Source organism: Brevibacillus formosus, assembly GCF_003013405.1.
Lineage (GTDB): Bacteria > Bacillota > Bacilli > Brevibacillales > Brevibacillaceae > Brevibacillus > Brevibacillus formosus.
Window position 1 is genome coordinate 372,359 of the sequence record NZ_PXZL01000007.1, and the last position, 23,836, is coordinate 396,194.

23 protein-coding genes and 1 riboswitch are annotated in these 23,836 nt (G+C 47.5%); of the genes, 8 read left to right on the forward strand and 15 right to left on the reverse strand.

Annotated features, from left to right (window positions below):
• The first annotated feature begins 153 nt into the window (after positions 1-153).
• Entirely contained in the window at positions 154-921 is a 768-nt protein-coding gene (locus C7R91_RS08490; protein WP_047070053.1) for an SDR family oxidoreductase, read from the forward strand.
• A 62-nt stretch (positions 922-983) separates the two neighbouring features.
• On the opposite strand, the gene fumC is transcribed toward C7R91_RS08490, so the two are convergent.
• The 11 genes from fumC to C7R91_RS08545 form a co-directional block, all read right to left on the reverse strand.
• Positions 984-2,372: a class II fumarate hydratase gene (gene fumC, locus C7R91_RS08495; protein ID WP_047070054.1), complete on the reverse strand. Its 1,389-nt coding sequence runs from the start codon at positions 2,370-2,372 to the stop codon at positions 984-986.
• A gap of 504 nt (positions 2,373-2,876) precedes the next feature.
• Entirely contained in the window at positions 2,877-3,572 is a 696-nt protein-coding gene (locus C7R91_RS08500; RefSeq protein WP_047070055.1) for an MgtC/SapB family protein, read from the reverse strand.
• A gap of 155 nt (positions 3,573-3,727) precedes the next feature.
• On the reverse strand, positions 3,728-5,083 hold the full coding sequence (locus C7R91_RS08505) for an MATE family efflux transporter (RefSeq protein WP_047070056.1): 1,356 nt from the start codon (positions 5,081-5,083) through the stop codon (positions 3,728-3,730).
• 169 nt (positions 5,084-5,252) lie between these two features.
• The gene (locus tag C7R91_RS08510) at positions 5,253-6,737 is read right to left on the reverse strand and encodes a lytic polysaccharide monooxygenase (protein WP_047070057.1); all 1,485 of its coding nucleotides are present in this window, start codon (positions 6,735-6,737) and stop codon (positions 5,253-5,255) included.
• A 236-nt stretch (positions 6,738-6,973) separates the two neighbouring features.
• Positions 6,974-8,683, reverse strand: coding sequence for an adenine deaminase (locus tag C7R91_RS08515; protein ID WP_047070058.1), 1,710 nt, complete (start codon positions 8,681-8,683; stop codon positions 6,974-6,976).
• Between the two features lie 18 nt (positions 8,684-8,701).
• Positions 8,702-9,763: an ABC transporter ATP-binding protein gene (locus C7R91_RS08520; RefSeq protein ID WP_047070059.1), complete on the reverse strand. Its 1,062-nt coding sequence runs from the start codon at positions 9,761-9,763 to the stop codon at positions 8,702-8,704.
• A gap of 15 nt (positions 9,764-9,778) precedes the next feature.
• Positions 9,779-10,567, reverse strand: coding sequence for an ABC transporter permease (locus C7R91_RS08525; RefSeq protein ID WP_047070060.1), 789 nt, complete (start codon positions 10,565-10,567; stop codon positions 9,779-9,781).
• A 5-nt stretch (positions 10,568-10,572) separates the two neighbouring features.
• Positions 10,573-11,394 (reverse strand): ABC transporter permease, encoded by an 822-nt coding sequence (locus C7R91_RS08530; RefSeq protein WP_047070061.1) that lies wholly within the window; start codon positions 11,392-11,394, stop codon positions 10,573-10,575.
• A 26-nt stretch (positions 11,395-11,420) separates the two neighbouring features.
• Positions 11,421-12,350, reverse strand: a complete 930-nt coding sequence (locus C7R91_RS08535) for a nucleoside hydrolase (protein WP_047070062.1) — start codon at positions 12,348-12,350, stop codon at positions 11,421-11,423.
• Between the two features lie 86 nt (positions 12,351-12,436).
• Positions 12,437-13,510, reverse strand: a complete 1,074-nt coding sequence (locus C7R91_RS08540) for an ABC transporter substrate-binding protein (RefSeq protein WP_047070063.1) — start codon at positions 13,508-13,510, stop codon at positions 12,437-12,439.
• 196 nt (positions 13,511-13,706) lie between these two features.
• The gene (locus tag C7R91_RS08545) at positions 13,707-14,063 is read right to left on the reverse strand and encodes a Na-translocating system protein MpsC family protein (protein WP_173610495.1); all 357 of its coding nucleotides are present in this window, start codon (positions 14,061-14,063) and stop codon (positions 13,707-13,709) included.
• A 220-nt stretch (positions 14,064-14,283) separates the two neighbouring features.
• Positions 14,284-14,386: riboswitch (SAM riboswitch) on the forward strand.
• 103 nt (positions 14,387-14,489) lie between these two features.
• Here C7R91_RS08545 and C7R91_RS08550 point away from each other — a divergent pair.
• From C7R91_RS08550 to C7R91_RS08580, 7 genes are all read left to right on the forward strand, one after another.
• Positions 14,490-15,320, forward strand: coding sequence for a MetQ/NlpA family ABC transporter substrate-binding protein (locus C7R91_RS08550; protein ID WP_015893854.1), 831 nt, complete (start codon positions 14,490-14,492; stop codon positions 15,318-15,320).
• A 42-nt stretch (positions 15,321-15,362) separates the two neighbouring features.
• Positions 15,363-16,400: a methionine ABC transporter ATP-binding protein gene (locus C7R91_RS08555; RefSeq protein ID WP_047070066.1), complete on the forward strand. Its 1,038-nt coding sequence runs from the start codon at positions 15,363-15,365 to the stop codon at positions 16,398-16,400.
• The gene (locus C7R91_RS08560; protein WP_047070067.1) at positions 16,400-17,062 is read left to right on the forward strand and encodes a methionine ABC transporter permease; all 663 of its coding nucleotides are present in this window, start codon (positions 16,400-16,402) and stop codon (positions 17,060-17,062) included. The genes C7R91_RS08555 and C7R91_RS08560 overlap by 1 nt, the downstream gene beginning before the upstream one ends.
• Positions 17,063-17,211: 149 nt before the next feature.
• The gene (locus C7R91_RS08565) at positions 17,212-17,646 is read left to right on the forward strand and encodes a hypothetical protein (RefSeq protein WP_047070069.1); all 435 of its coding nucleotides are present in this window, start codon (positions 17,212-17,214) and stop codon (positions 17,644-17,646) included.
• Entirely contained in the window at positions 17,634-17,927 is a 294-nt protein-coding gene (locus tag C7R91_RS08570) for a YxcD family protein (protein WP_047070071.1), read from the forward strand. Before C7R91_RS08565 ends, C7R91_RS08570 begins: the two co-directional genes overlap by 13 nt.
• Before the next feature lie 176 nt (positions 17,928-18,103).
• Positions 18,104-18,967, forward strand: coding sequence for an ABC transporter ATP-binding protein (locus C7R91_RS08575; protein WP_047070073.1), 864 nt, complete (start codon positions 18,104-18,106; stop codon positions 18,965-18,967).
• 205 nt (positions 18,968-19,172) lie between these two features.
• Positions 19,173-19,829, forward strand: a complete 657-nt coding sequence (locus C7R91_RS08580) for a DJ-1/PfpI family protein (protein WP_047070074.1) — start codon at positions 19,173-19,175, stop codon at positions 19,827-19,829.
• An 89-nt stretch (positions 19,830-19,918) separates the two neighbouring features.
• Here the strand turns inward: C7R91_RS08580 and C7R91_RS08585 are convergent, their stop codons facing one another.
• From C7R91_RS08585 to C7R91_RS08600, 4 genes are all read right to left on the reverse strand, one after another.
• The gene (locus tag C7R91_RS08585) at positions 19,919-20,908 is read right to left on the reverse strand and encodes a siderophore ABC transporter substrate-binding protein (protein ID WP_047070076.1); all 990 of its coding nucleotides are present in this window, start codon (positions 20,906-20,908) and stop codon (positions 19,919-19,921) included.
• Positions 20,909-21,012: 104 nt separating this feature from the next.
• Positions 21,013-21,771, reverse strand: a complete 759-nt coding sequence (locus C7R91_RS08590) for an iron ABC transporter ATP-binding protein (protein WP_047070077.1) — start codon at positions 21,769-21,771, stop codon at positions 21,013-21,015.
• The gene (locus tag C7R91_RS08595; RefSeq protein ID WP_047070079.1) at positions 21,768-22,709 is read right to left on the reverse strand and encodes an iron chelate uptake ABC transporter family permease subunit; all 942 of its coding nucleotides are present in this window, start codon (positions 22,707-22,709) and stop codon (positions 21,768-21,770) included. The genes C7R91_RS08590 and C7R91_RS08595 overlap by 4 nt, the downstream gene beginning before the upstream one ends.
• The gene (locus tag C7R91_RS08600) at positions 22,706-23,659 is read right to left on the reverse strand and encodes an ABC transporter permease (protein ID WP_047070081.1); all 954 of its coding nucleotides are present in this window, start codon (positions 23,657-23,659) and stop codon (positions 22,706-22,708) included. The genes C7R91_RS08595 and C7R91_RS08600 overlap by 4 nt, the downstream gene beginning before the upstream one ends.
• Positions 23,660-23,836 lie beyond the last annotated feature (177 nt).

Sequence of the window (23,836 nt, forward strand, 5' to 3'; positions counted from 1 at the left end):
TTGTGCATGGTAGATATAGATAGGATCACTATAACAAGAATTGTTAAAGAAAAGGTAAAGCAAGTAAGACCAACCGAGCAAATGAGAGAGCAATATTTCAAACATCCCGTTGTGTTATAACTAACTTGAATTTCAATCAAGGGAGATGAAACCATGAGTAATTTGAAAGGGAAAATTGCATTGGTAACCGGAGCAAGCCGTGGGATTGGCCGTGGCATCGCATTACGTCTGGCGCAGGATGGCGCATTGGTCGTTGTGCACTATGGAAGAAGACAGGAAGAAGCGGAAGCAGTCGTACGTGCGATTGAACGAGCTGGAGGCCAAGCATTCGCAATCGGTACGGACTTGCGGACTCTTGACGGCATTCGTGATTTCTATGCGACATTGGACGAAGCATTGCAGAAACGTACAGGAGATCATCATTTTGACATTCTCGTCAATAACGCTGGGATCGGACAAATCTTAACGTTGGAAGAGGCAACCGAAGAATCGTTTGACGAGGTCATGAACATCAATGTCAAAGCACCGTTTTTTATGATCCAACAAGCATTGCCACGCTTAAGAGAGGAAGGCCGTATCATCAATCTCTCATCCTTCGTGACTCGTGCAGCTTCCCCAAGTGTGTTCACTTACAGCATATCGAAGGGGGCTGTCAACACACTGACGCTAGCTCTGGCTAAACAACTGGGGAGTCGTCATATTACGGTAAACGCGATCCTGCCTGGCATTATTAACACCGAAATGAATGCTGGCACTTTGCAAAATAACCCGAACGGACAGAAGTATGCCGCTGGACTTTCCACCTTCAACAGATGGGGAGAACCTGATGATGTAGCGGATATTGCCTCCTTTCTCGCTTCCTCGGACAGCCGCTGGGTAACTGGTCAATTGATTGATGCAAGTGGCGGTTCGCATCTGTAATGGTCCTCAAAAAATAACCGATGGCCACAAATACGGGACCATCGGTTTTGTTTATGAAGATCCTATTCTTTTGGATGAATCATTTGTTCAGGGCGCACGACTTGATCGAATTGCTCTTCGGTCAGCAAATTGCTCTTGATCGCCGCTTCCTTGAGGGTAATGCCTTCTTTGTGAGCCAGCTTCGCAACTGCTGCCGCATTTTCATAGCCAATATGCGGGTTCAGCGCCGTCACCAGCATCAGCGAGTTGTTCAGGTTTTCCTTGATCACTGTCAAATCAGGCTCGATACCTACTGCGCAATTGTCGTTGAAGGACTTCATCGCGTCTGCCAACAATCTTGCGGATTGGAGGAAATTGTAGATGATGACTGGTTTAAAGACATTCAGCTCGAAGTTCCCCTGGCTAGCAGCAAAGCCAATCGCAGCATCGTTGCCCATCACTTGGCATACGACCATCGTCATCGCTTCGCTTTGGGTCGGATTCACCTTCCCTGGCATGATGGAGCTGCCTGGCTCGTTCGCTGGAATGATAAGTTCACCGATTCCGCAACGCGGGCCGCTCGCCAGCCATCTCACGTCATTGGCGATTTTCATGAGATCCGCCGCCAGTGCTTTGAGGGCACCATGTACATGAACGAGCTCGTCATGGCTGGTCAGCGCGTGGAACTTGTTTTCTGCCGTCACGAATTGATGGTTGGTTTCCTTGCTGATTTCTGCCGCGACCATTTCACCGAAGCGCGGATGCGCATTGATTCCTGTTCCTACCGCTGTTCCTCCAATCGCCAGCTCACGCAGGTACTCGTTGCTCTCCTTGATCATCTTTTCCGATTTTTCCAGCATGCGTACCCAACCGCTGAATTCTTGGCCCAGCGTCAGCGGAGTCGCGTCCTGCAAATGCGTGCGACCGATTTTGATGATATCCATATAGGCTTCGCTTTTTTCTTTCAACGTTGCCTTTAACAGCTGGAGTGCAGGCAGTACTTGCTCCTCGATAGCAACCAGTCCAGCCATGTGCATCGCTGTCGGGAATGTATCATTGGAGCTCTGCGATTTATTCACATCATCGTTGGCGTGGATGCAAGCCGAGCTGCCCTTCTCTTGCAGCAACTGGTTCGCGCGATGGGCAATAACTTCGTTGACGTTCATGTTAGATTGCGTGCCGCTGCCAGTTTGCCAGACAACGAGCGGGAAATGCTCATCCCACTTTCCTTGGATCACTTCGTTTGCTGCCGCCACAATCGCTTCTGCCTTTTCATTATCGAGCTTGCCCAGCTTTTGATTTGCCAACGCAGCGCTTTTTTTCAGGATGGCAAACATGCGAATCAGTGGGAGTGGCATTTTTTCTTCGCCGATTTCGAAGTTTTGGAAGCTGCGTTGTGTTTGCGCACCCCACAGCTTATCCGCCGGAACCTTGATTTCTCCAATCGTGTCCTTTTCAATTCTGAATTCCATCTCGCATCCTCCTCGTTATCAAGCGTTTACTTATGTAAAAAAGGATAAAGCAGTTCTTCTCCATTAAAATGATAATGATTTTCATTCTTGTTATCAAGGGATGAAGTGTTTTTTCGGGAAAAACCAAAAATATTGATGTCCTCCAACGATTGGGGTCGGGGGAAGCCCTGCTACATGTCTTCCAGTCGCCTGTATCCTCTCTTCGTTCGGGCGGTCTCCTTCCAGACATGTGACAGTGCTTTCGTACAGCTTATGTGTAGTAGGAGTTTTTACAACGTTTTGTAAGTATTTCAGGAAGACTTCATGAGTTCACTCTCAAGAGTGGAAACAAAAACTACGTAGAAGAAGCGCATTTCCAGTCCAAGCGCCTCTGGAGCGGACAGTCTTCACCCCTTGCGGGGCGGAGGTCGAAGCGTAGACTGGAAATGCGCTTCTTCCCTCACGACAGCAACTAAAAAAGACGAAAGCCAAATCTTAATGGCCTCCGTCTTCTAGTATTCCATATTATCTGCTTTCTACTTCTACCGAAATGACATGATCGACGGCCTTCAACAGGCTGTATATATCCGTCGTATACGTATTTTCGGATGCTGTAATCATCATTTCCAGCTTTTGCAGATTATTGTCCAAGTCTTTGACCTTCACCCGCTTCACTTGCAGTTCGAGGTGCTTAATCTGCTTAAATACCAAATCTAATTCGCCCCCGCCTTCGACCACAATCTTGATCGACAAATCTCTTTGTCTGAGCGATTCTGGGCCAACCAAGCGAAGGATGATCGGGAACAAATTAATCGCCAAAATAATGAGGATCGTCGCGGTGACTGCCTCAAAATAAAATCCTGCTCCTACTGCAATCCCAAGTCCAGAAGCCGCCCAGACCATCGAGGCGGTGGTCAAACCCGAAATAACATCATTACTCCGGCGAAGAATAACACCAGCCCCAAGGAAACCTACACCGCTCACAATTTGAGCAGCCAAGCGCAGCGGATCCATATTTGTGTGTCCGGGCAAGGAGAACCGATGCACAGATTCAATCGAGACAATCGTAATGAGACAGCTCGCAACCGAAATAACCATGCTGGTTTTTACACCCAGCGGCTTGTGCTTGAGCTGCCGATCCATACCAATCATCAGGCCTAGAAATAGTGCAACTCCTAGTTTTAGCAAAAAATCATACGTTGTGAATACCGAGAGTGACATGAGTCTCTCCCCCCCATCCGCTTTGATGTCAGGTTTTCTTCCATCACCTATGATAAGAAGTATATCTGGTCTTTCACCTAGTGTAAACGTGACTTTCATTCTTCATGCAAAAAGCGGAAAACCCCACACCAGGGATTTTCCGCTTATCTGTTTCCTTATGAATGACTGCGAATCATGCGTTTCTGTAACGACAGCAGACGTCCAAAAAGGAAGATGGCACCAGCAGCCAATCCCGTAATCAGACCAATCCAATATCCGAATGCTGCAAGCGAAGTGAATTTCGCCAGAATGTATCCCAAAGGCAATCCAATCACCCAATAAGATATCAGCGCAACGATAAAGGTAACGGTCACATCCTTGTACCCGCGCAGTACTCCTTGAATAGGGGCTGCGATGGCATCGGAGATCAGGAAGAGGATCGAGTACATCAAGAAATGCTGAGCAAGCTCCAACACCTCGATGTCAGTCGTGTAAAAACCAGCCACCTGCTCGCTAAACATCAGCAAACTGATTCCGAACAAAAGGGCAATACCAAGCGCGATACCTATACCCAAATAACTGTACTGCTTCGCGTCCCGGAACCTTTTGGCTCCCACCTCAAAGCCGACGACAATCGTCAACGCCATGGATATGCTCAATGGCACCATGTACAGGAATGATGCGAAATTCATCGCTGCCTGATGCGCAGCAATCGTAATCGTGCTGTATTCACTCATGAACAAAGTGACGGCCGCAAAAATGCTAACCTCGCAAAAGATCGAAAATCCGATAGGAAGCCCCAGCTTCAGCAGCTCTTTCCATGCTTTCATCGAGATACGATGAAATTGGGAGAACAAACCGAACGCAACGAATGGGTGTACGCGATTCACGACAAACAGAGTAATCAGCAAAATACACCAGTATGTGATGCCAGATGCAAGTCCGGCACCGACTCCACCCAGTCGAGGCAAGCCAAAGTTACCAAAGATAAGAGCATAGTTCAACAAGACATTAATCGGCAACGAAAGCAAGGTAATAAACATCGTTACCCGTGTCTGTCCTAATGCGTCGATAAAGCAACGAAGCACCGTATAAAGAAACATCGGAACAATTCCAAGAGCGATTGCATGCAGGAAGCCGCGAGCAATCGTACGCACCTCAGGCTCCAATTGCATCCAGTTCAGGATCGGATCAAGCACCAAACCACCGACGATGATGACACCGACCGCAATCCCCACACTCAAATACAAGGCCTGCATAACCGTGTAAGACACCTGATCTTGTTTCCCTGCCCCAACCATCTGTGCAACCATCGGCATGACAGCCATCAGAATCCCCGTCAAGCCTGCTTGAACAGGTGTCCATAGACTAGCCCCAATCGCTACCCCCGCCAAATCAGTTGGACTGGCATGTCCAGACATGATGGTATCGGCGAACGTCATCGAAAACAGCGCCAGTTGTGAGATCAAGATCGGAAGCAAAACAGCCAAAAACTGTCGCCATTTTTCTTTTAGCGAATAGGTTTCATTCATTTTTGATTTCCTTCTAACCTTATAAGATGGGCAAACAATCCTGCATCAATGTGGCCGGAGACTGTTTATCTTTCAAATTATAAGTATAGCAAAACAAGTAGAAATCGGCAAAATAGTGACTGCACTTACACAACCAAAAGCCCAGGCAGATCACCCGGGCTTTGCTGCATTATTCAACCAGCTTCCATACATCGGCTTTCCCTGGCTCTTCGCCCTTGGTCCACCATTTTGCCTCATAAACCTTGTCTTCGTAATTCACTTGCGCTCCGCCATCATACGCTTTACTGGAATCCCATGACAGTACGACATCGCTTACCAGTTTCCACGCATCAGAACGGTCTGGCTGTTCACCAGTTACCCACCATTTTGCTACGAATTCCATTCCATCATATAAGACGCGGTCGCCCTGTACATACACAGCAGAGGAATCCCACTCAGCGATTTCACCTGGCACTTCAGGCTTTTTCTCCTTGGTGCTTGCAGCAAAAGGCGCGCTCTCTTCGGAAATATTTCCTGCGGCATCAACCGCCTTGATCGTATACGTATAAGATGTGCCTGCTGTTAATCCTTTATCGACAAAGGAAGGCTTTTCAGCTGTCCCTACGTGGGAGCCATCACGATATACCTCGTATTTCGCCACGCCAACATTGTCTCGAGAAGGACTCCACATGAGGTCGATTTCTGTCTCTGTTGGATGGTGCGTCATGATTCCCGCTGGTGCCGTCGGTGCTTCTGTATCCACGATATCTTCTGCTTTTGTGCGAACGGTAAGGGCTTTGCTAGCGCCAGACTCTTTCCCTTTGCCATCGACTGCCACAACGGTGTAGCTGTAAGCCGTAGCAGGCGTCAAATCTTTGTCCGTGTATGCTGTTTCTTTGGTAGATGCGATTAGTTTGCCATCGCGATACACATCGTATTGCTTGATTCCCTCAGATGCCACGGATTTTGTCCAGCTAAGCTCAATGCTTGTAGCTGTTTGCGATACAGAAGTCACATTGCCTGGAACGGTAGGCTTTTCAATGATGCCTGTTCCCGTGTTAATCAAATTCACATCAATTGCCTGGTAAAAAGCCATGCCCGTATCAGCAATTTCCCAGACAGCCAAAATAATGTGGTAACCGCTACGATCTGTAGGTACATTACACGATTGCGTTACCGTGAATGGCGGTCTTTTCCCTCCGTCCTGGAACGAGCAGAACAGTTCCAAATCCGCTCGGGCAAGCGGCTTGTTAGGATTCCAATCTTTTTTCGTGATGTAATATTTCCACTCCGCTGTACTATGCGGGGCTGTCAGATTCCAAGTAAACGCATTTTGTCCACCCTGCAAGGTAACCTTGGTCCAGCGATCTGCTGTTTGTGCATAAAGCTCAGGATAGCGGCCTCCACCAGTAAATTCACCATCGGCAGGACCAGACTGCGGGAACCCGCCAATGCCCTCCACGCTTTGTGGTTCCCACTGGATTTGACCGCAGCCTTTGTTTTGCCCCGTCTTACACAAGTAAGAGCGACTCGCTGGCGATTCGATGTACCCGTGAGCCGAGGCTTTCTCAGCGAACACGAGAGTAGCTGTGCCTGCCACCAGCATCATTGCCAGCATGAACAAAAGCGACAGCCCTTTACTGAACAGTTTGTTTCTCAACCCTACGTTATCCATTTATTTATCTCCTCTTTTCTGGATTAGGATCGAATACCATGTTACAGAAAAATTTTCCAGTATTACAGATTCCGAATACCTAAACCAAAACCTGCCAAATACCCTAATTCCAGTAAGTGATTAGGAGATTAATCGGGAGTGTATGCCTATGCATGAAATTTTATATGCTTCTTTCGGGACTTTTTGATCAAAAAAAGTTGCCTGCCGAAAATAATATTCTCAGCAGACAACTTTTATCACATCAAAAGCAACGGAACTATTTTCCCTTCATTTACATCGATCAACCCCAGATCCGTCAGCTTCAGGGCTGGACTGACCGGTAAGGAATGCGTGCTGATCGACATGATCGGGTTGTAGTGATTGTAGCCGAGCGACTCCATGGCACGGCGAAGTTGCTCAACTTCCTTTGCAGTCTTTTCCAATGGTTCCTCTGTCAAAATGCCTCCGACCGGCAAATGAAGGCTCGCGATCACCTTGCCATCCTCCACCACGTAAAAGCCGCCCTGGTTGCGGATGACTTCATTGGCTGCGACCATCATATCGTGCGGATTGTGTCCGACAACCAAGAGATTGTGGTTGTCATGCGAATAGCTGGTGGCTACCGCACCTCGCTTGATCGTGTCGCCGCTGATCAAGCCGTAACCGCGATTGCCATTTTTGCCATAGCGTTCAAAGACGGCAATCAAGCCGTATGGGCTCTCCTCCCACAAGAGTTTTCCTTCCCGCACCTCAGCGATTCCACGGTGGTCCTCTGTAAACGTAGAACCGTTTTGAACGAGCATGACCCGACATGGATAGCGATTGTCCGGCACATCTACCGCGACGTGGAAGTCTTGCTCTGTAAGCGGCGACAGCTTGATGCTCTCATAAAAATGCGCAGGAAACTGCTTCTCTTTGACTACTTGTCGGTACTCTTCCCTGGCGTCGTAAGCTTTCTTCCCATTTTTGTAGACGCGTTCGATCTTGAGTTCATGCAGATCAGACAGCAACAGGAAGTCCGCTATTTTGCCAGGAGCAATCGCCCCTCGATCCGTCATGTTCATACGTCTGGCTGGGGTAAATGTACTCGCGTAGATCGCGCGCTCCGGCTGCATGCCCATTTGAATGGCTTTTTTCACGATATGGTTCAAATGTCCGCGATTGACCAAGGAATCTGTCATCACATCATCCGTCACAAAGCAAAAATGCTCGGAAACATCCTCTTTGATCAAATAGTCCATGACTTCATCCGTCATCGATTTTTCTTGAATCTCCAGGAACATGCCCGCTGCAATTCTCGCTTCCATGCCCTCACGCGTCTGGTGCGTATGATCAGAATCCACCCCCGCATAAATGACACGATGCAGATCCAGATCGAGCAACTTCGGAACATGCCCCTCGATGACGAGCTTTGGATACGTCTTGCGGATATGCTCCAGGATGCGATTCGTCTTGCAGTCAGGGTCCTTGATAATGTCTACGTAGTTCATGATTTCGCCGAGGCAAATGATCTCTTCGGAGCGCAAGAGCTCGTCCATGTCTGCAATCTCGACAGACCCACCCGTCGTTTCCATTGAGGTAGCTGGTACGGAGCTCGGGATTGCGTACAGCATATCAACGACACAATCACGGCTCGCACGAATCATCTCTTTGATCCCTTCAATTCCGAACACATTGGCCATCTCATGCGGCTCCGGTACGATCGTTGTCACTCCGTTTTGAATCAAGCCATAGGAAAATGTCTCCGGCGTCACCATCGTGCTCTCAATATGCAAGTGAATATCGACCAGACCAGGAATCATGTAGCGGCCTTGTCCGTCCACGATCTCGGCAGCTTCAAATGTTTCCGTATTCCGCTCACCAATATAGAAGAATCGTCCATCCAAAACAGCGACATTTCCTTTGATGAACTTTTTAAAATAGCTGTTAAACACTTGGACGTCTTGAATCAACAAATCGACCTTCACGAAAATAACCTCCTGTCTTTAGTCCACGAGTACCACTTTGTCTTTTGGAAACAGCAGATTGACGTTTAGGCCAGTCTTGTACGGCGTCTCCATCTCTTGATTGACCGTGAAGTCGCCCAGCTCTGTTTCCACGACATATTGATAGCTGCGTCCCAAAAACGTGCTTACCTTTACTGTCCCGCGCAGACGGTTCATTCCCGGCTCGGTGCTCTCTTCTGTCGTTACAAGAAGGTCATCTGGTCGCATTGCGCATTTTTTGCCGGACGGATTCGCTGTGCCCGGATTTTTGGACGCGGTAAAATGATGGTCACCGACACGCAAGCCAATTTCTCCGTTCTGTTCGGTGCGCTCCGCGAAGTCGATGAAGTTGGTAAAACCGATAAAGCGAGCGATGAACTCCGTCTTCGGATATTTGAAAATCGTGGCTGGATCGTCGAGCTGCTCGATCACACCCTTGTTCATGATTGCCACCTGATCCGAGATGGAGAAGCACTCCTCCTGGTCATGCGACACGTACACAGTCGTAATTCCCAGCTCCTGCTGAATGCGGCGGATTTCTACGCGCATGTTGATCCGCAGGTTGGCATCGAGGTTGCTGAGCGGCTCATCGAACAAGAGCAGGTCAGGCTGAATCACCAGTGCCCGCGCAATTGCCACACGCTGTCTTTGACCACCGGACAGCTCCTTCGGGAAACGCTTTTCGTAGCCGCCGAGACTCACGACTTCGAGAATTTGCTGCACCCGGGTCTTTACCTCTGTTTCATTGACCTTGCGCAGGCGCAAACCGAACGCCACGTTATCGAAAACAGAAAGATGCGGAAACAGCGCATAGCTCTGGAACACAAACCCGAAGTTGCGTTTGTTGACCGGGACACGCGTATAATCTTTTCCATCAAACATAAACCGGCCATCTTTTGCTTCCAGAAAACCCGCAATCAGGCGCAGCGTCGTCGTCTTTCCGCAGCCGCTCGGACCGAGCAATGAGATGAGCTGTCCCTTTTCGATATTGAGATTAAAGTTTTGCAAAATATATTGATTGTCATAGGCAACCGATACGTTTTCCAGCGTGAGCAATGCCATGAGTTGATGCCTCCGTTATCGTTTTGTAAAGTAGGAAAGCCCCATCAGACGTTCAATGATGAACATGAGAATAGCCGTAAGAATCATGAGCAGCACGGAAATCGCGGCGATCGTGGGATCGAAGTTGTTTTCTACGTACGTCAGCATCTGGATCGGCAGCGTGCTTACCCCTGGTCCTGTCATGAAAACAGAGATATCTACGTTGTTGAACGACTCCAGAAAAGCGATCAGAATCGCAGCAATAATACCGGAGCGAATATTCGGCAAGACGACTTTGAAAAAGGTCTCGAGACGACCTGCCCCAAGGCTTAATGCCGCTTCTTCAATAGCGAAGTCAAAGTTGGACAAGGAAGATGCGATGACACGAATGATAAACGGAAGCATCAGCACCGTATGACCAACGAGAAGTCCCGCATAGATCGGCAAATTGTATACGACAATGACGTATTTCAGCATGGCAAAGCCCATCACGATACCTGGAATCAGGACAGGTGAGATGAAAATGCCATTCAAGATGCCCTTGCCGCGAAAATCAAAGCGACTGAGCGCATAAGCAGCCGGAATCCCTAACAAGAGCGCCAAGAGATTCCCCAGCAAAGAAACGAACATCGACGTCTTGAATGTCGTCATAAACATCTCTACCTCGAAAATGTTTTCGTACCACCGCCAGGAAAAGCCCTCCGGCGGAAACTTCAAGACGCTCCCCGGCTCAAACGACGTAAAAGAAATGATAATGAGCGGCCCTAGCAAAAACAGAAAAACGAGAGAGGTAAACAGGGCCAACCCGCGATTTTTCTCCTGCATAGCTTCTACCCCTTCGGATTTAATTTCGTCGCCAGCTTGTTCATGAAATAGATGACGACAAATGTAATGACAATCATGATCGTGGCAATGACGGACGCCAAATGCCAGTCATTGAGCGTAATCGCATTTTGATACAGGAACGTGGAGATGACCCGCTGTTTTCCACCTAGCAGGGCAGGCGTGGTGTATGCGGTCAAGCTTCCGACAAACACGAGAATGCTACCGATGATGAGTCCCGGTACACTAAGTGGCACAATGACCTTCCAGAAGGCAGTCAACTTGGAAGCACCCAAGCTTTCCGCCGCCTTCAGCAAATCTGGGTCGATGTTTTCCATCACCCCTACCAGCGTAATAATGATCAGCGGCAGGAACAGATGAATCAAACCAATCATCATCGCAGTCGGCGTATACAATATTTCCAACGGCTTATCAATGAGCCCGATTGCAAGCAGCGAGCTGTTCAATAAGCCCTTTTTTCCGAGAATAATCATCCAAGAGAACGACCGCACGACAGAGCTGGTCAGCAAAGGAAAAATCGCCAATGCCAGCAGGATGCCTTTTTTGCGTGGCCCGAGCTTGGAAATGTAGTACGCGGCAGGAAAACCGATCAGAATACATGCAATCGTCGTGACCAGACTGACCTGCAATGTTGTCAGCATAATTTTCAGGAAGTACGCATCGGTCAGAAATTGGAGATAGCCTTGAATCGTAAAGCTACCATCTTGATAAAAGGTGGACGCAATCGTCATCACGATCGGAATGACCATGAACAGCGTCAAAAACAGCACACCCGGCAACAGCAATAAATAAAGACCCGTTTTTCTCATCTGATTAACTCCTGTTCACGGTATCGTCAGGCTTTCAATGCGCCGAGAAAACGCGCAAAGAACGCATCTGCATCTACGTCCAGACAGACGTTTATGTTCGGTTCTTTTTTCAGGCGGTTTTGAAAGTCGCAAACCGTTTGCCCATCACACAGCTCACTTCTCGTTTCGATATCTACATATAACTTCTGCGTCTTCACCAGCTTCGGATCAAGTGCGACTGCGACAGCCAACGGATCATGCATAGCGCACGCATAAATGCCATTTCGCTGAAAATAGCGATGAAGGTAATCAGACGTACTCTGTCTGACGTACTCGCCCATCGGGGTATCTCCTAGCTCGCGAATATGCTCCTCGTTCAGCAGCACTCTTCGTGTCACATCCAGTCCAACCAGCGTCAATTGCGGGAATCCGGCATGAAATACGACCTTGGCTGCCTCTGGATCGACGTACATGTTATACTCCGCAACGGGCGTCACATTGCCATGCTCGCGGACCACTCCACCCATGAAAATGACTTCCTTGACGTGTCGAACAAGCTCCGGACATTTTTTCACCGCCAAAGCCAAATTAGTCAGCGGCCCCGTCATGATAAGCGTAATTTCTCCAGAATGAGCGAGTACGTTTTCCACGATGAAATCAGGGGCAAAGCCAGCAGTCGGTTCCTTGTAAATCGGAACGCCGGCAAGGGCTCCTCCCAAACCATCTTCACCATGTACGGCATGCTCGAAAAACAACGGCCGCAGCAACGGTTCAGATGCTCCACAGACGACAGGGATTTGCTCGCCGACTTGCAAGAAATCGAGAATTTTGCACGTATTTTCTGTGGCTTTTCGCAGCGACACGTTGCCATTCACCGTAGTAATGCCAACCAGATCGAATTGCCCGCTCTTCACAGCGAGAATAATGCCAAGTGCGTCATCAATGCCGGTATCCACGTCAAGAATGATCTTTTGCACGAATGGTCCTCCTCACGTTCATTCCTCATGAAAAGAGGGTATATCCGCAAATGTCTATACCCTCGCCCATGTTTTTCTATCGTTCGTTATTGCGTGATTTCACGATTCCAACGGTCAATCCATGCTTTGGAGTGCTCGTTAACGAATTTCATGTCCAGCATTTTCAGCTTGCTTACCGTTTCTTCTCCGTACGTTACGCCTTTTGCTTCTTCTTCTGTCAGTTGAACCGTCTTGTTTACAGGAGAATCGATTTTTGCTTTTGCTGTTTTCTCCTGAACTTCCTTGCTCAGCTGGTAGTTGATGAAGTCTTCTGCGAGTGCTTTGTTTTTCGAGCCTTTTACGATGTTAACCGTATTCATGACCGCATACCCGCCGCTTGCAGGTTGTACGAAAACAGCTTCTGGAACAGCGGCTTTGATGTCTTTGAAGTACATTTCCATGATCGGTCCTACGCCGATTTCTTCTTGTCCAAACATGTTCACGTATTCGGAGGTCTTGTCGTAGAACTTCACGACACTTTGGTTGACTTCTTTCATTTTCGCGAAGGCTTGATCCTCGTTAAATTCCTTGCTGCCCGCAACCGCAGAAGCACTGTCGAGAACCATCGGGCCTGTCGTGGACGTAATGCTTGGCAGTGTCAGCTTGCCCGCCAGCTCCGGGTTCCACAGATCTTTCCAATCCTTGATCTCGGTTTTCACGAGCTTTGGATTGTAGGCAATCCCGAATTGGCCAATCGTATAGGCTGGACCATACTCCTCGCCCAGTGGTGCTTTGGCGATGTCGTAGATTTGATCCAAGTTCGTGATGCGGCTGCGGTCGATTTTTTCAAATGCGCCACTCTCAATCCCTTGCTGTGCATAGTAGTCAGAGAGGTAGATCAAGTCTACATCGGAGCTTCCTTGGCGAATTTTGTTCAGGCGCTCTGCATTATTTCCGATTTCCAGCACGATTTTCACGTTATGTTCTTTTTCAAACGGCTCATATACTTCTTTGCGGAAAAAGTCTTCGGAGAAGCCCCATGTGGAGATGACCAGCTTTTGTGGTTCGCCCTTGGCTTCGCCGCCAGCTCCTCCCGCTTGTGGTTGATCATTGCTGCCACAGCCAGCGAGAGCCAATGACATCATAGAAAAAGACAGGATTCCAGCAAGTAATTTTTTCATCGTAATTCTCCTCCAGTTGGGTTCATTTGATGACAAAATATGGTGATACAATAAAAAGAAAAGTACCCTTGATTAGAACGTATCATTCTAAACAAGAGCACTTTTCTTCGTAAACAAAGAGAAGTGACACCCGTTTTACGCAAAGTCTACGGTCTCCCCTTAAGATAGATCAAAAGAGAAAATCCGAACGATTGCGTCAGGTATTCAGTTCTGATTCAGCTAAAATAACATTCGTGATCGCCCACTGCGTAGGCGCATCATAGTCCCGGAGCACGGCCTCCAACGGCAACCCCATCTCTTCTTCCAATCGTTCTCTCAGTTTCTTCTTATAAAGAAGGGACATGCGAAAATCGACTTCGAGCTTGAGGGCCGGTGCTTCTCCTTCCAACGCTTGTGAGCGCGGAGAACGGCGATGCTTGGCTTGGAACGTAATCATCTGATTTTCAATCGTGACTCGGAGCAAAGTCGTTCCAAATCCGAACAACTCTTTTGCTATCTCATTATAGATGGCAGACAGCTTTTTTCTGGTTTCATTGGAGTCCACGAGAGTCATGTCATCACCTGCGATAGCTGGTATCGGGTTCATTCGCTCTCATTATACAAATGATTTTCCGATTCTTCAATAGAATATTCGTATTTAGATCAATTTCACATTTTTCCACCAAGTCATTCGTTTGCAAAAACAGTTGACACCTGAAAAATCAGTCGTTATAATCCAACTATCCAAATAAGAATTAACAACAATGTTTGGAATGATAATTTCATAGCACATTCTCTTATGAAGAGAGGTTGAGGGACTGGCCCTATGACACCTCGGCAACCTATCGCAAACGATACGGTGCCAAATCCAGCGGAATTTATTCCGACAGATAAGAGAGGTATTGTTGCAGTGTGGTTACATACTCGCAGTTTTCGCCTCTTCTGTCGGAAGAGGCTTTTTTCTTTTCCATCTTACATCCAGAGAAAAGGGGTTATTTTCATGAAAAAGACTGGTCTACTGCTCACTACACTACTGCTCGCTGCATCCCTCGTAACGGCTTGCGGCGGTAAACAAGAAGCTGCTCCTGCTAATGGCGGCACTGCTGCTGAACAAACCTCGCTCAAAGTGGGCGTCACTGGCGGCCCGCATGAAGAGATTCTAAACAAGGTGAAAGAAGTCGCCAAAGGCAAAGGGCTCGACGTCGAAGTCATCGTTTTCAACGATTACGTACAGCCGAACCAAGCGCTCGATAAAGGAAACCTCGATGTGAACAGCTTCCAAACCATTCCGTTCTTGGCGAAGTTCAATCAAGATCACAAAACCAAAATCGTCGAGGTCGGAAAAACCGTGACGTACCCGATGGGCCTGTACTCCACCAAGCATAAAAAAGTGGAGGACATCCCGGCAGGCGGCGTTGTCGGCATCCAAAACGACCCGACCAACCGAGCACGCGCCCTTCTGCTCTATCAGGCAGCTGGCTTAATTAAGCTCAAGGATGGCGTGGGCGACAACGCAACACCACTGGACATCGTAGAGAATCCAAAAAATTTGCAATTCAAAGAGCTGGAGGCTGCTTTCCTGGCGCGCTCACTGAGCAACGTAGAGGTTGCTTCAATTAATACGAATTTCGCAATGGAAGCTGGCTACTCCCCGAAAAAAGATGCGATCTTCGCTGAAACGGCTGACTCTCCATACGTAAACATCTTGGCAGTCAACGAAACCAACAAAGACAACCCTGCTGTCAAAAAGCTGGTGGACATCTACCGTTCCGAAGAAGTGAAAAAATTCATCGACGAACGTTTTGAAGGAGCTGTACTGCCGTCCTGGTAAAATCCACGCCAGGAACATCAAGAACAACAAGGAGAACTCGTTATGATACAGCTAACCGATATTCATAAGTCGTATCAAGTAGGAAACAAGCAGGTAGAAGCATTGAAGGGCGTATCCCTGCAGGTGGAAAAAGGGCAAATCTACGGGGTGATCGGCTTTAGCGGAGCGGGGAAAAGTACCCTGCTCCGTACCATCAACCTGTTGGAGAAGCCAACCAGCGGTTCAGTGATCGTCAATGGCCAGAACATGCTGACCCTCAAGGAAAAGGAGCTGCGGCAAGCTCGCAAAAAGATCGGGATTATTTTTCAACACTTCAACCTGCTCTCTTCCTATAATGTCTTTGACAATGTGGCGGAAATCTTGCGGATGAATCGCGTCCCCAAAGATGTCGTTAAGCGCAAGGTAGAAGACCTTCTCGGCTTGGTTGGCTTGTCTGATAAAGCAAACGCTTATCCTTCTCAGCTATCCGGTGGACAAAAGCAACGGGTGGGCATCGCTCGTGCGCTTGCGACCGATCCGGAAATTCTGCTCTGTGACGAAGCGACTTCCGCTCTTGACCCGCAGACGACCGAATCGATCCTGGAGCTGTTGCTCGACATCAATCGAAAGTTCAACCTGACCATCGTGCTGATTACACATGAAATGCAGGTCATCAAAAAAATCTGCGACCAAGTAGCTATCATGGAAAATGGCGTTGTCATCGAGCAAGGCTCCGTTCTGGATGTGTTCAGCAATCCGCAAGAGCAAACGACCCGTAATTTTATCAAAACGGTTTTCGACGATCAGGTACCACAGGAGATCTTGTCCAAAATAAAAGAAACCGGACCTGTTTCCAAAATTGTTCGCGTTGCCTTTCGCGGAGATGCCGCTCTCGATCCTGTTCTAGGCACCCTGTCCGCACGCTTTCCGATTAGCACCAATCTGTTGTACGGCTCGATTACGACCATTAAGGGAACGGCGCTTGGCATTTTGCTTTTGCACATTTCTGGTGAAGACCAGCCCATTCAGGATGGCATTCGCTTCTTGCGCGAATCCGTTTACCGCGTAGATATTGTGTCACCAGAGGAGGTGCGGAGCTAATGGAGCGTCTAATTGAAATGATTCCGGTATTCGGGCAATCCCTGCAAGAGACCGTCATCATGGTCGGGTTTTCGTTGTTCATTGCGACACTGATCGGGATTCCGCTCGGGATTTTGTTGGTCATCACACAGGCGAATCACCTTTTCCCGAACAAGATCATCTATCACACCTTGAATACACTCATCAACATTGTGCGTTCACTACCTTTTATTATCCTCATGGTTGCAATCATTCCTTTTACGGAGTTGATCGTGGGCACTTCGATTGGGATTGAAGGAGCCATTGTGCCGCTCATCGTCTATACGTCGCCGTACATCTCACGCCTGATGGAAACGGCCCTGCACGACGTAGATTCCGGCGTGATCGAAGCGTACCAAGCGATGGGCGCATCCCGGATGCAGATTATTTTTCGCATCATGCTGCGTGAAGCACGGCCTGGCATCGTCCTCTGCTTGACGATCGCGACCATCGGTTTGATCGGTGCTACTGCTATGGCCGGAGCAGTTGGTGCCGGTGGACTGGGCGATCTCGCTTTGCGCTACGGCTATCAGCAATGGGACATCGAAGTCATGATCATTACCGTCATTATCCTCGTTGTCTTGGTCCAGCTCATTCAATCGTTGGGTAACTGGGCAGCCCGAAAACTGAAAAAGAGCGCGTAAATCGAAGAACCCCTGACCAGATCGCTTGTCAGGGGATTTTTTGTAGGTATTTAGACCGATCGTCACTGAAAGTTCGTTGGTATTTCGCTCAATATTCATGTAGACTTATATATACAAGTCATTTTAATGAGAGGGGCTACTCAAATAACATGAAAAAACTCATCATGATGTTGGTTGCCGTAATGCTCGTACTCGCTCCGGCCGGAGGATTCATTGATCATGCTGATGCGAAAGGTTATAAGTCCGGGAAAAAATCTTTTAACTCTAACACGGCTCCTACCAATACACAAACAACCAACAAAGCCGATTCAAATGTAAACGCAACAACCAATAAAGGTACTACAACAACTCCTGCTGCTACCGCAAGCAAAAGCGGCGGATTCATGAAAGGTCTCCTGATTGGTGGTCTGGCTGGTTTGTTGTTTGGAAGCCTGTTCGCTGACATGGGTATTCTGGGTTCCATCCTTGGCTTCATGATCAACCTGATGGCAATCCTCGCTGTGATTATCCTGATCCGTAAAGCGTTCGTCTACTTCAAAACCAAGCGTGCGAAAGAACAGGAACTGAACGCATGGAAAAGATAACATTTTCTGAACAAGACATCATTAATGCAATCTGCATTCATGCAGCTTACAAAAAGCAGTTGAAGCCACAAGACATCTCCGTCGAGCTAATGTGGGACGAGGAGTATGGCTTCTCTGCTGAAATACACTGGATGGATCGCCAACAAATCTTCGTCGAGATTAATATGATTGAAGCGATTCGCTACTACCTGGAGACCCAGATGCAGCGCAACCCTTATTCCGCTGGTATCGAGCTGGTATTGGACGACGAAGAAGGGATCATCGCTCATATCACCTACTAACACCGGATAATCATTTGTTAACCCAAGGCCAATTTGTTCACGCATGTGAGCAGGTTGGCTTTTTCATATTGAATTTGACCTCATTCCGTTATATACTTTACTTTAGTGAAAATGATTATCATTGTCTATGTTTACTCATACATGTACATACTTTCATAAAAAGGAGTTGGCCCATTTTGGAGCGCTTATACACGCAAAAGCTGGACATCGGATACGGTGAGCTTTCCATTGTCAAAGACTTGAACATCAGCATTCCTTCTGGAAAAATCACTGCCCTGGTCGGTGCAAACGGTTCTGGTAAATCGACGATCCTCAAAACTCTCGCGCGGATTATGAAACCAACCGGCGGACAAGTATTTTTGGACGGAAAGTCGATCCATCAGCAATCGACCAAGGAAGTCGCCAAGCAACTCGCGATTTTGCCGCAAAACCCAACCGCACCCGATGGCTTGACCGTGTCTGAGCTCGTTACCTATGGCCGCTTCCCCCATCAAAAAGGCTTCGGCTCTTTGACTAAGGAAGACAAGGAGATCGTAAACTGGGCTATCTCCATGACCGGCATGGCTGATTTCCATGATCGTCCGGTTGACCAGCTATCCGGTGGTCAGCGCCAGCGCGCCTGGATTGCGATGGCTCTGGCGCAAGGAACGGACATCCTGTTCCTGGATGAGCCTACGACCTTCCTGGATATGGCTCACCAGCTGGAGGTTCTCAAGCTCCTGCAAAAGCTGAATGACGAAGAAAATCGTACGATCGTCATGGTCGTCCACGATTTGAACCACGCAACCCGTTATGCACAGCACATGGTTGCCATCTCTCGCGGTACCGTCGTCGCTGAGGGCAGCCCTGCTGAGGTCATGACGCCTGAGATGCTGCGTAAGGTATTCAACATCGAAGCAGACATCCTGACTGATCCTCGCACGGGTGTACCGCTCTGCCTCCCATATGAGCTGTCTCATGCTCTGGATCAAAAGCAGCCAAACGAAAACACGACCCAACCTGTTTACACGGAAGAGCGCAAGCTGGTTGGAGCCAGATAACTGTTAGATTCCGCCAGCAAAAAGCCGGTTTTCACCACGTTTTACGGTGTAACCGGCTTTTTGCTATGCCGACTGTTTATCTCTCCTCGTTACAAGGGCTTAGAAAACCTTGCAGTTAGTCACAATCCAGACATACATATACCCCCTATATGTATGATAGTATTTGTTTGCAAGAAAAATATTCCATTCGGAAGGAGAGATCACCATGAAAATTGCCATCTTGCTTTTCGACGGCATCACCGCATTAGATGCAATTGGTCCATACGATGTATTCGCCGCTACGCTGAAATGTGAAGTGAAGTTTGTTGCTAAGAAAAAAGGGGTAATCAAGCTTGACTCCAATATGGGCTATTTACATGCCGATTACAGTTTTTCTGAAGTTACTTCCGCTGATATTCTTGTTGTTCCCGGTTGCAGTCCGCCCAATTATAAAGCCCCTATGAATGACGAAGAAACCCTCCAGTGGATTCGCCGCATTCATGAGACGACGAAGTGGACTACGTCTGTTTGCAATGGCTCTCTGATCTTGAGCGCCGCAGGCTTGTTACATGGAGCCGTAGCCACCACTCATTGGGGGTCGTTCGAACTGCTCCAATCTCTTGGAACCATTCCAACAGAGGAGAGAGTCGTTCGTCAGGGCAAAATCGTTACAGCAGCTGGCGTTTCCTCTGGTATCGACATGGCACTCCAACTAGTTGCATGGGAATTGGGAGAGGATATGAGCAAAGGAGTTCAGTTGATTTTGGAATACGATCCCCAGCCACCGTTTGACTCGGGTTCACCAAAGAAGGCACCTGCTTTATTGGTAGAAGAAATAAGAGGGATGTTACAAGAGTTTGCCAAGCGGGAGCCCCAGGTATAACTGAATCAGCACCTTCCAAAAAATGAAAAGGCGACAGCCCAGGGAATGCCTTACTCCCATGGGCTGTCGCCACTTTCTTTTCTAGCCTCTTACCACTTAACTTCTTTCAGAACTTCTTCTGCCATGCCAGCGGTGGATACCAATCCGCCACCGGACAAGTACCAGTTGCTGGAATCCAGGTAAATGATGTTGCCTGTTTTGAATGCTTTCGTGTTCTTAATCAGATCGTTTTCTACCGTTTGCTGTGTAGAAGTAGACACTTCTTGATTCTTGGAAATCGCGTTGCCACGATCAATTACGAACAGGTAGTCTGGATCTTTTTCTGCGATATATTCAAAGGAAACGCTTTGACCATGATTTTCTACAGAAATGTTTTTGTCTACAGGCGTAAATCCGAATTCACCGTGCAGGATACCAAAACGGGAACCAGCACCGTAAGCGTTCAGCTTGCCTTCGTTAACCATTACGATCAGAGCAGTCTTGCCGCTTGCCGTTGCTTTTGCATTCAATTCTTTGATAGCTGCATCGATTTTGCCCAGCTCTTCTTCTACTTGTGCTTCTTTACCGAAGATGGTACCCAATGTTTTCATATTCTCTTTGAAAGTTTCCATGTACTTCGCATTGTCTACACCCATGAAGATGGTTGGAGCAATTTTGTTCAATTCTTCGTAAGCATCTTGTTGACGACCGGAAATAAAGATGACATCCGGTTTCATTGCATTGATTTTTTCAAAGTCTGGCTCTTTCAAACCGCCAACGTTTGTGTATTTCGCATCTTTGAACTTTTCCAGGTACGCAGGAATGTTAGTAGACTGTGCAACACCCGCTACTTCGATACCCAATTTATCCAAGGAATCCAGAACACCGAAGTCAAATGCTACAACAGTTTTTGGATTCTTTTTCAGTTTTGCTTCACCCAATTTATGCTTGATTGTAACTTCTTCGGATGTTTGTGCAGCTTCCGGTGCTTTGGTTGCGTCCGCCGAAGGTGTTGCAGGAGCGGCGTTATTGGAGCCGCATGCAGCTGTGAATACAGCCAACAGTGCTGCCATAAACAGCATGAGTAATTTTTTGTTCACTTCTCTCACCTCTATATAGAATGTAAAAGTATATAAAATTATTGATAGCTTGCTGATGAAACCCCCGGCAGGCCATCAAAATTTTAACGAAAGGAAGATAGAGCTTACGCGAAATAAACGCATATTTTGTTCTGTTCAATGTCTTCAATATGGATATCCATGTCATAGACATCTTTCAAGATAGGCTGGGTGATGATCTCGTCTGTAGTGCCCTCTTTCACGACCTTGCCATCCTTGAGCGCGACGATATAATCCGAATAGACGGAAGCAAAGTTGATATCGTGAATGACAATGACAACCGTTTTGCCCATTTCGTCTACCAGACGTCGCAGCACTTTCATGATCTGGACAGAATGCTTCATATCCAAATTGTTCAGCGGCTCATCCAAGAGGACGTATTCCGTATTTTGAGCGACAACCATTGCGATGTAAGCGCGTTGACGCTGACCGCCACTCAACTGGTCGAGGTACTTGTGTTGAATGTCCGTAAGCTCCAAATATTGAATGGCTTCGTCTACATACTTCCAATCCTCTTTTGTCAAATTGCCTTGTGAATATGGGAAGCGACCAAAGCTGACCAGCTCACGAATCGTCAAACGCACCGTAATGTGGTTCGATTGCTTGAGAATCGAGATTTTCTTTGCCAGCTCACTGCTCTTTGTCTGCCCAATCTCCTTGCCCTCAATGAAAACCTCGCCTTGATCCTTGGTCAATAGGCGACTAATCATCGACAGCAGCGTGCTCTTTCCGGCCCCATTGGGTCCGATAAAGGACGTGATTTTCCCCTTGGCAATCTTCACAGAGACATTTTCCACGACATTTTTGGTACCATACTGTTTTGTGACATTCCGGACTTCTATCACGCTTTATTCTCCTTTAACAGAAGATAGATGAAGTAAACCCCACCTATAAAGTTGACAATGACACTGAGCGTTGTGGAGAACGCAAGTACACGCTCCACAATCAACAGACCGCCAACCAGTGCAATCACACTGATTAAAGCCGAGCCCACCAGCAAGTATTTATGCTGATAGGTTTTCATAAACTGATGGGCTAGATTCGCTACCAGCAGTCCAAGGAAGGTAATCGGTCCAACAAGCGCTGTCGCGATTGATACGAGAATGGCAATGACGACGAGGAACCGTTTGATCACAAAATCGTACGGAATTCCCAAATTGATCGCCTGATCGCGGCCGAGTGCTAACACATCCAAGTACTTGATGTATCGCCAGAAGTAAATCATGATTCCGATGACCAGAACAAAGCTCGTGATCAACAGGTCTGTTTTTACATTGTTGAAGCTGGCGAACATTCGGTCTTGCACAACCAGAAACTCATTCGGATCAATCAACACTTGCATGAACGTAGACAAACTGCTGAACAATGTGCCCAAGATCAATCCGATAAGAAGCAGGAAGTAAATGTTTTGCCCTTCCCTCTTAAACAGGAATTTGTAGAGCAAGCCTGCGAAAAGCACCATCCCACCTGTTGAGATCAGAAAGTTCACATTGTTGTTCATCAAGGTGAAATGGGTGGAGCCAAACACAAAGATCACAAATGTTTGGATGAACATATAGAGCGAATCGAGGCCGATGATGCTAGGCGTCAAGATTCGGTTGTTCGTGATTGTCTGGAAGATCATCGTAGAGAAGGCGATGATGCAACCGGTTAAAATGATGGCAAGAATTTTCTTAGCCCGCCGAGGAAGGACGTAATCCCAGTTGCCACCGGCGTCAATCATCATAAAAATGGCTATCAAAGCAATGGCCACAATCGACAGGGCAGCTATCTTCGCTTTCATTGTTCATATGCCTTTCTTCTCATGAGTAAGTACACGAATATCCCGCTGCCTATGACCCCAACCATCAAGCCGATGGAAATCTCGTATGGGAAAATAATGAGGCGACCGAGAATATCACAAGCAAGTACAAACACCGCGCCAAGCAAAGCGGTATGAGATAAGCTTTTTTTCAGGTTGTCTCCCAGGTAGATCGTAACCAGGTTGGGAATGATCAGCCCCAAAAACGGGATTGTCCCTACTGTGAGAATAACTACCGAAGTCACACAAGCGACAATGACCAGTCCAATGTTGACGACATGCTTGTAGTTCAACCCGAGGTTGATGGCGAACTCTTCACCCATTCCGGCAATGGTAAACTTGTTCGCAAACAAGTACGCGATAATCACCAGCGGAATGCTTATGTACAAAAGCTCATAGCTGCCTTTCATAATGGTGGAGAAATCTCCATGCAACCAAGCAGACATGTTTTGCATCAGGTCATGCTTATAAGCGAAAAACGTCGTGATGGATCCGACGATGTTTCCAAACATCAGTCCCACTAACGGGATGAAAATGGAGTCTTTAAATTTGATTCTTTCAAGAATCTTCATAAAGACAAAGGTTCCAAAGAGAGCAAATGCAAAAGCAACGAGTAGCTTCACCCAAGAGCTCGCATCAGCGAATACCAAGAGGGAAACCAATATTCCGAATCGAACGGAGTCCTCTGTCCCTGCTGTCGTCGGAGAAACGAACTTGTTTCGGGTCAGCTGTTGCATGATCAAGCCAGCGATACTCATGCTGATCCCTGCGATGATAATACTGATCAAACGCGGAATCCTGCTAATCCATAGCACTTGCACTTTGTCATCTGTGAGATTGAACAGATCCCACGGAGATATATCTTTCACACCAATAAACAGTGAAACGAACGATAGCAAAATAAGTGCTACAACCAAATATCTCTTTTTCATCGCGTCCCTACTCTTCTTACGTTTTCCTGAAGTAATGTTCCGTATTGACTCGAGTATTTACGAAAGAGAATAATTCTCATGTCCATTAATAAAGAGATTCATTCTCAATTAGAACTACCTTTGTTATATTAGCACTTCTTTATCGGAAGGGAAAGCTTTTTTTCATTAGTCGGCTAA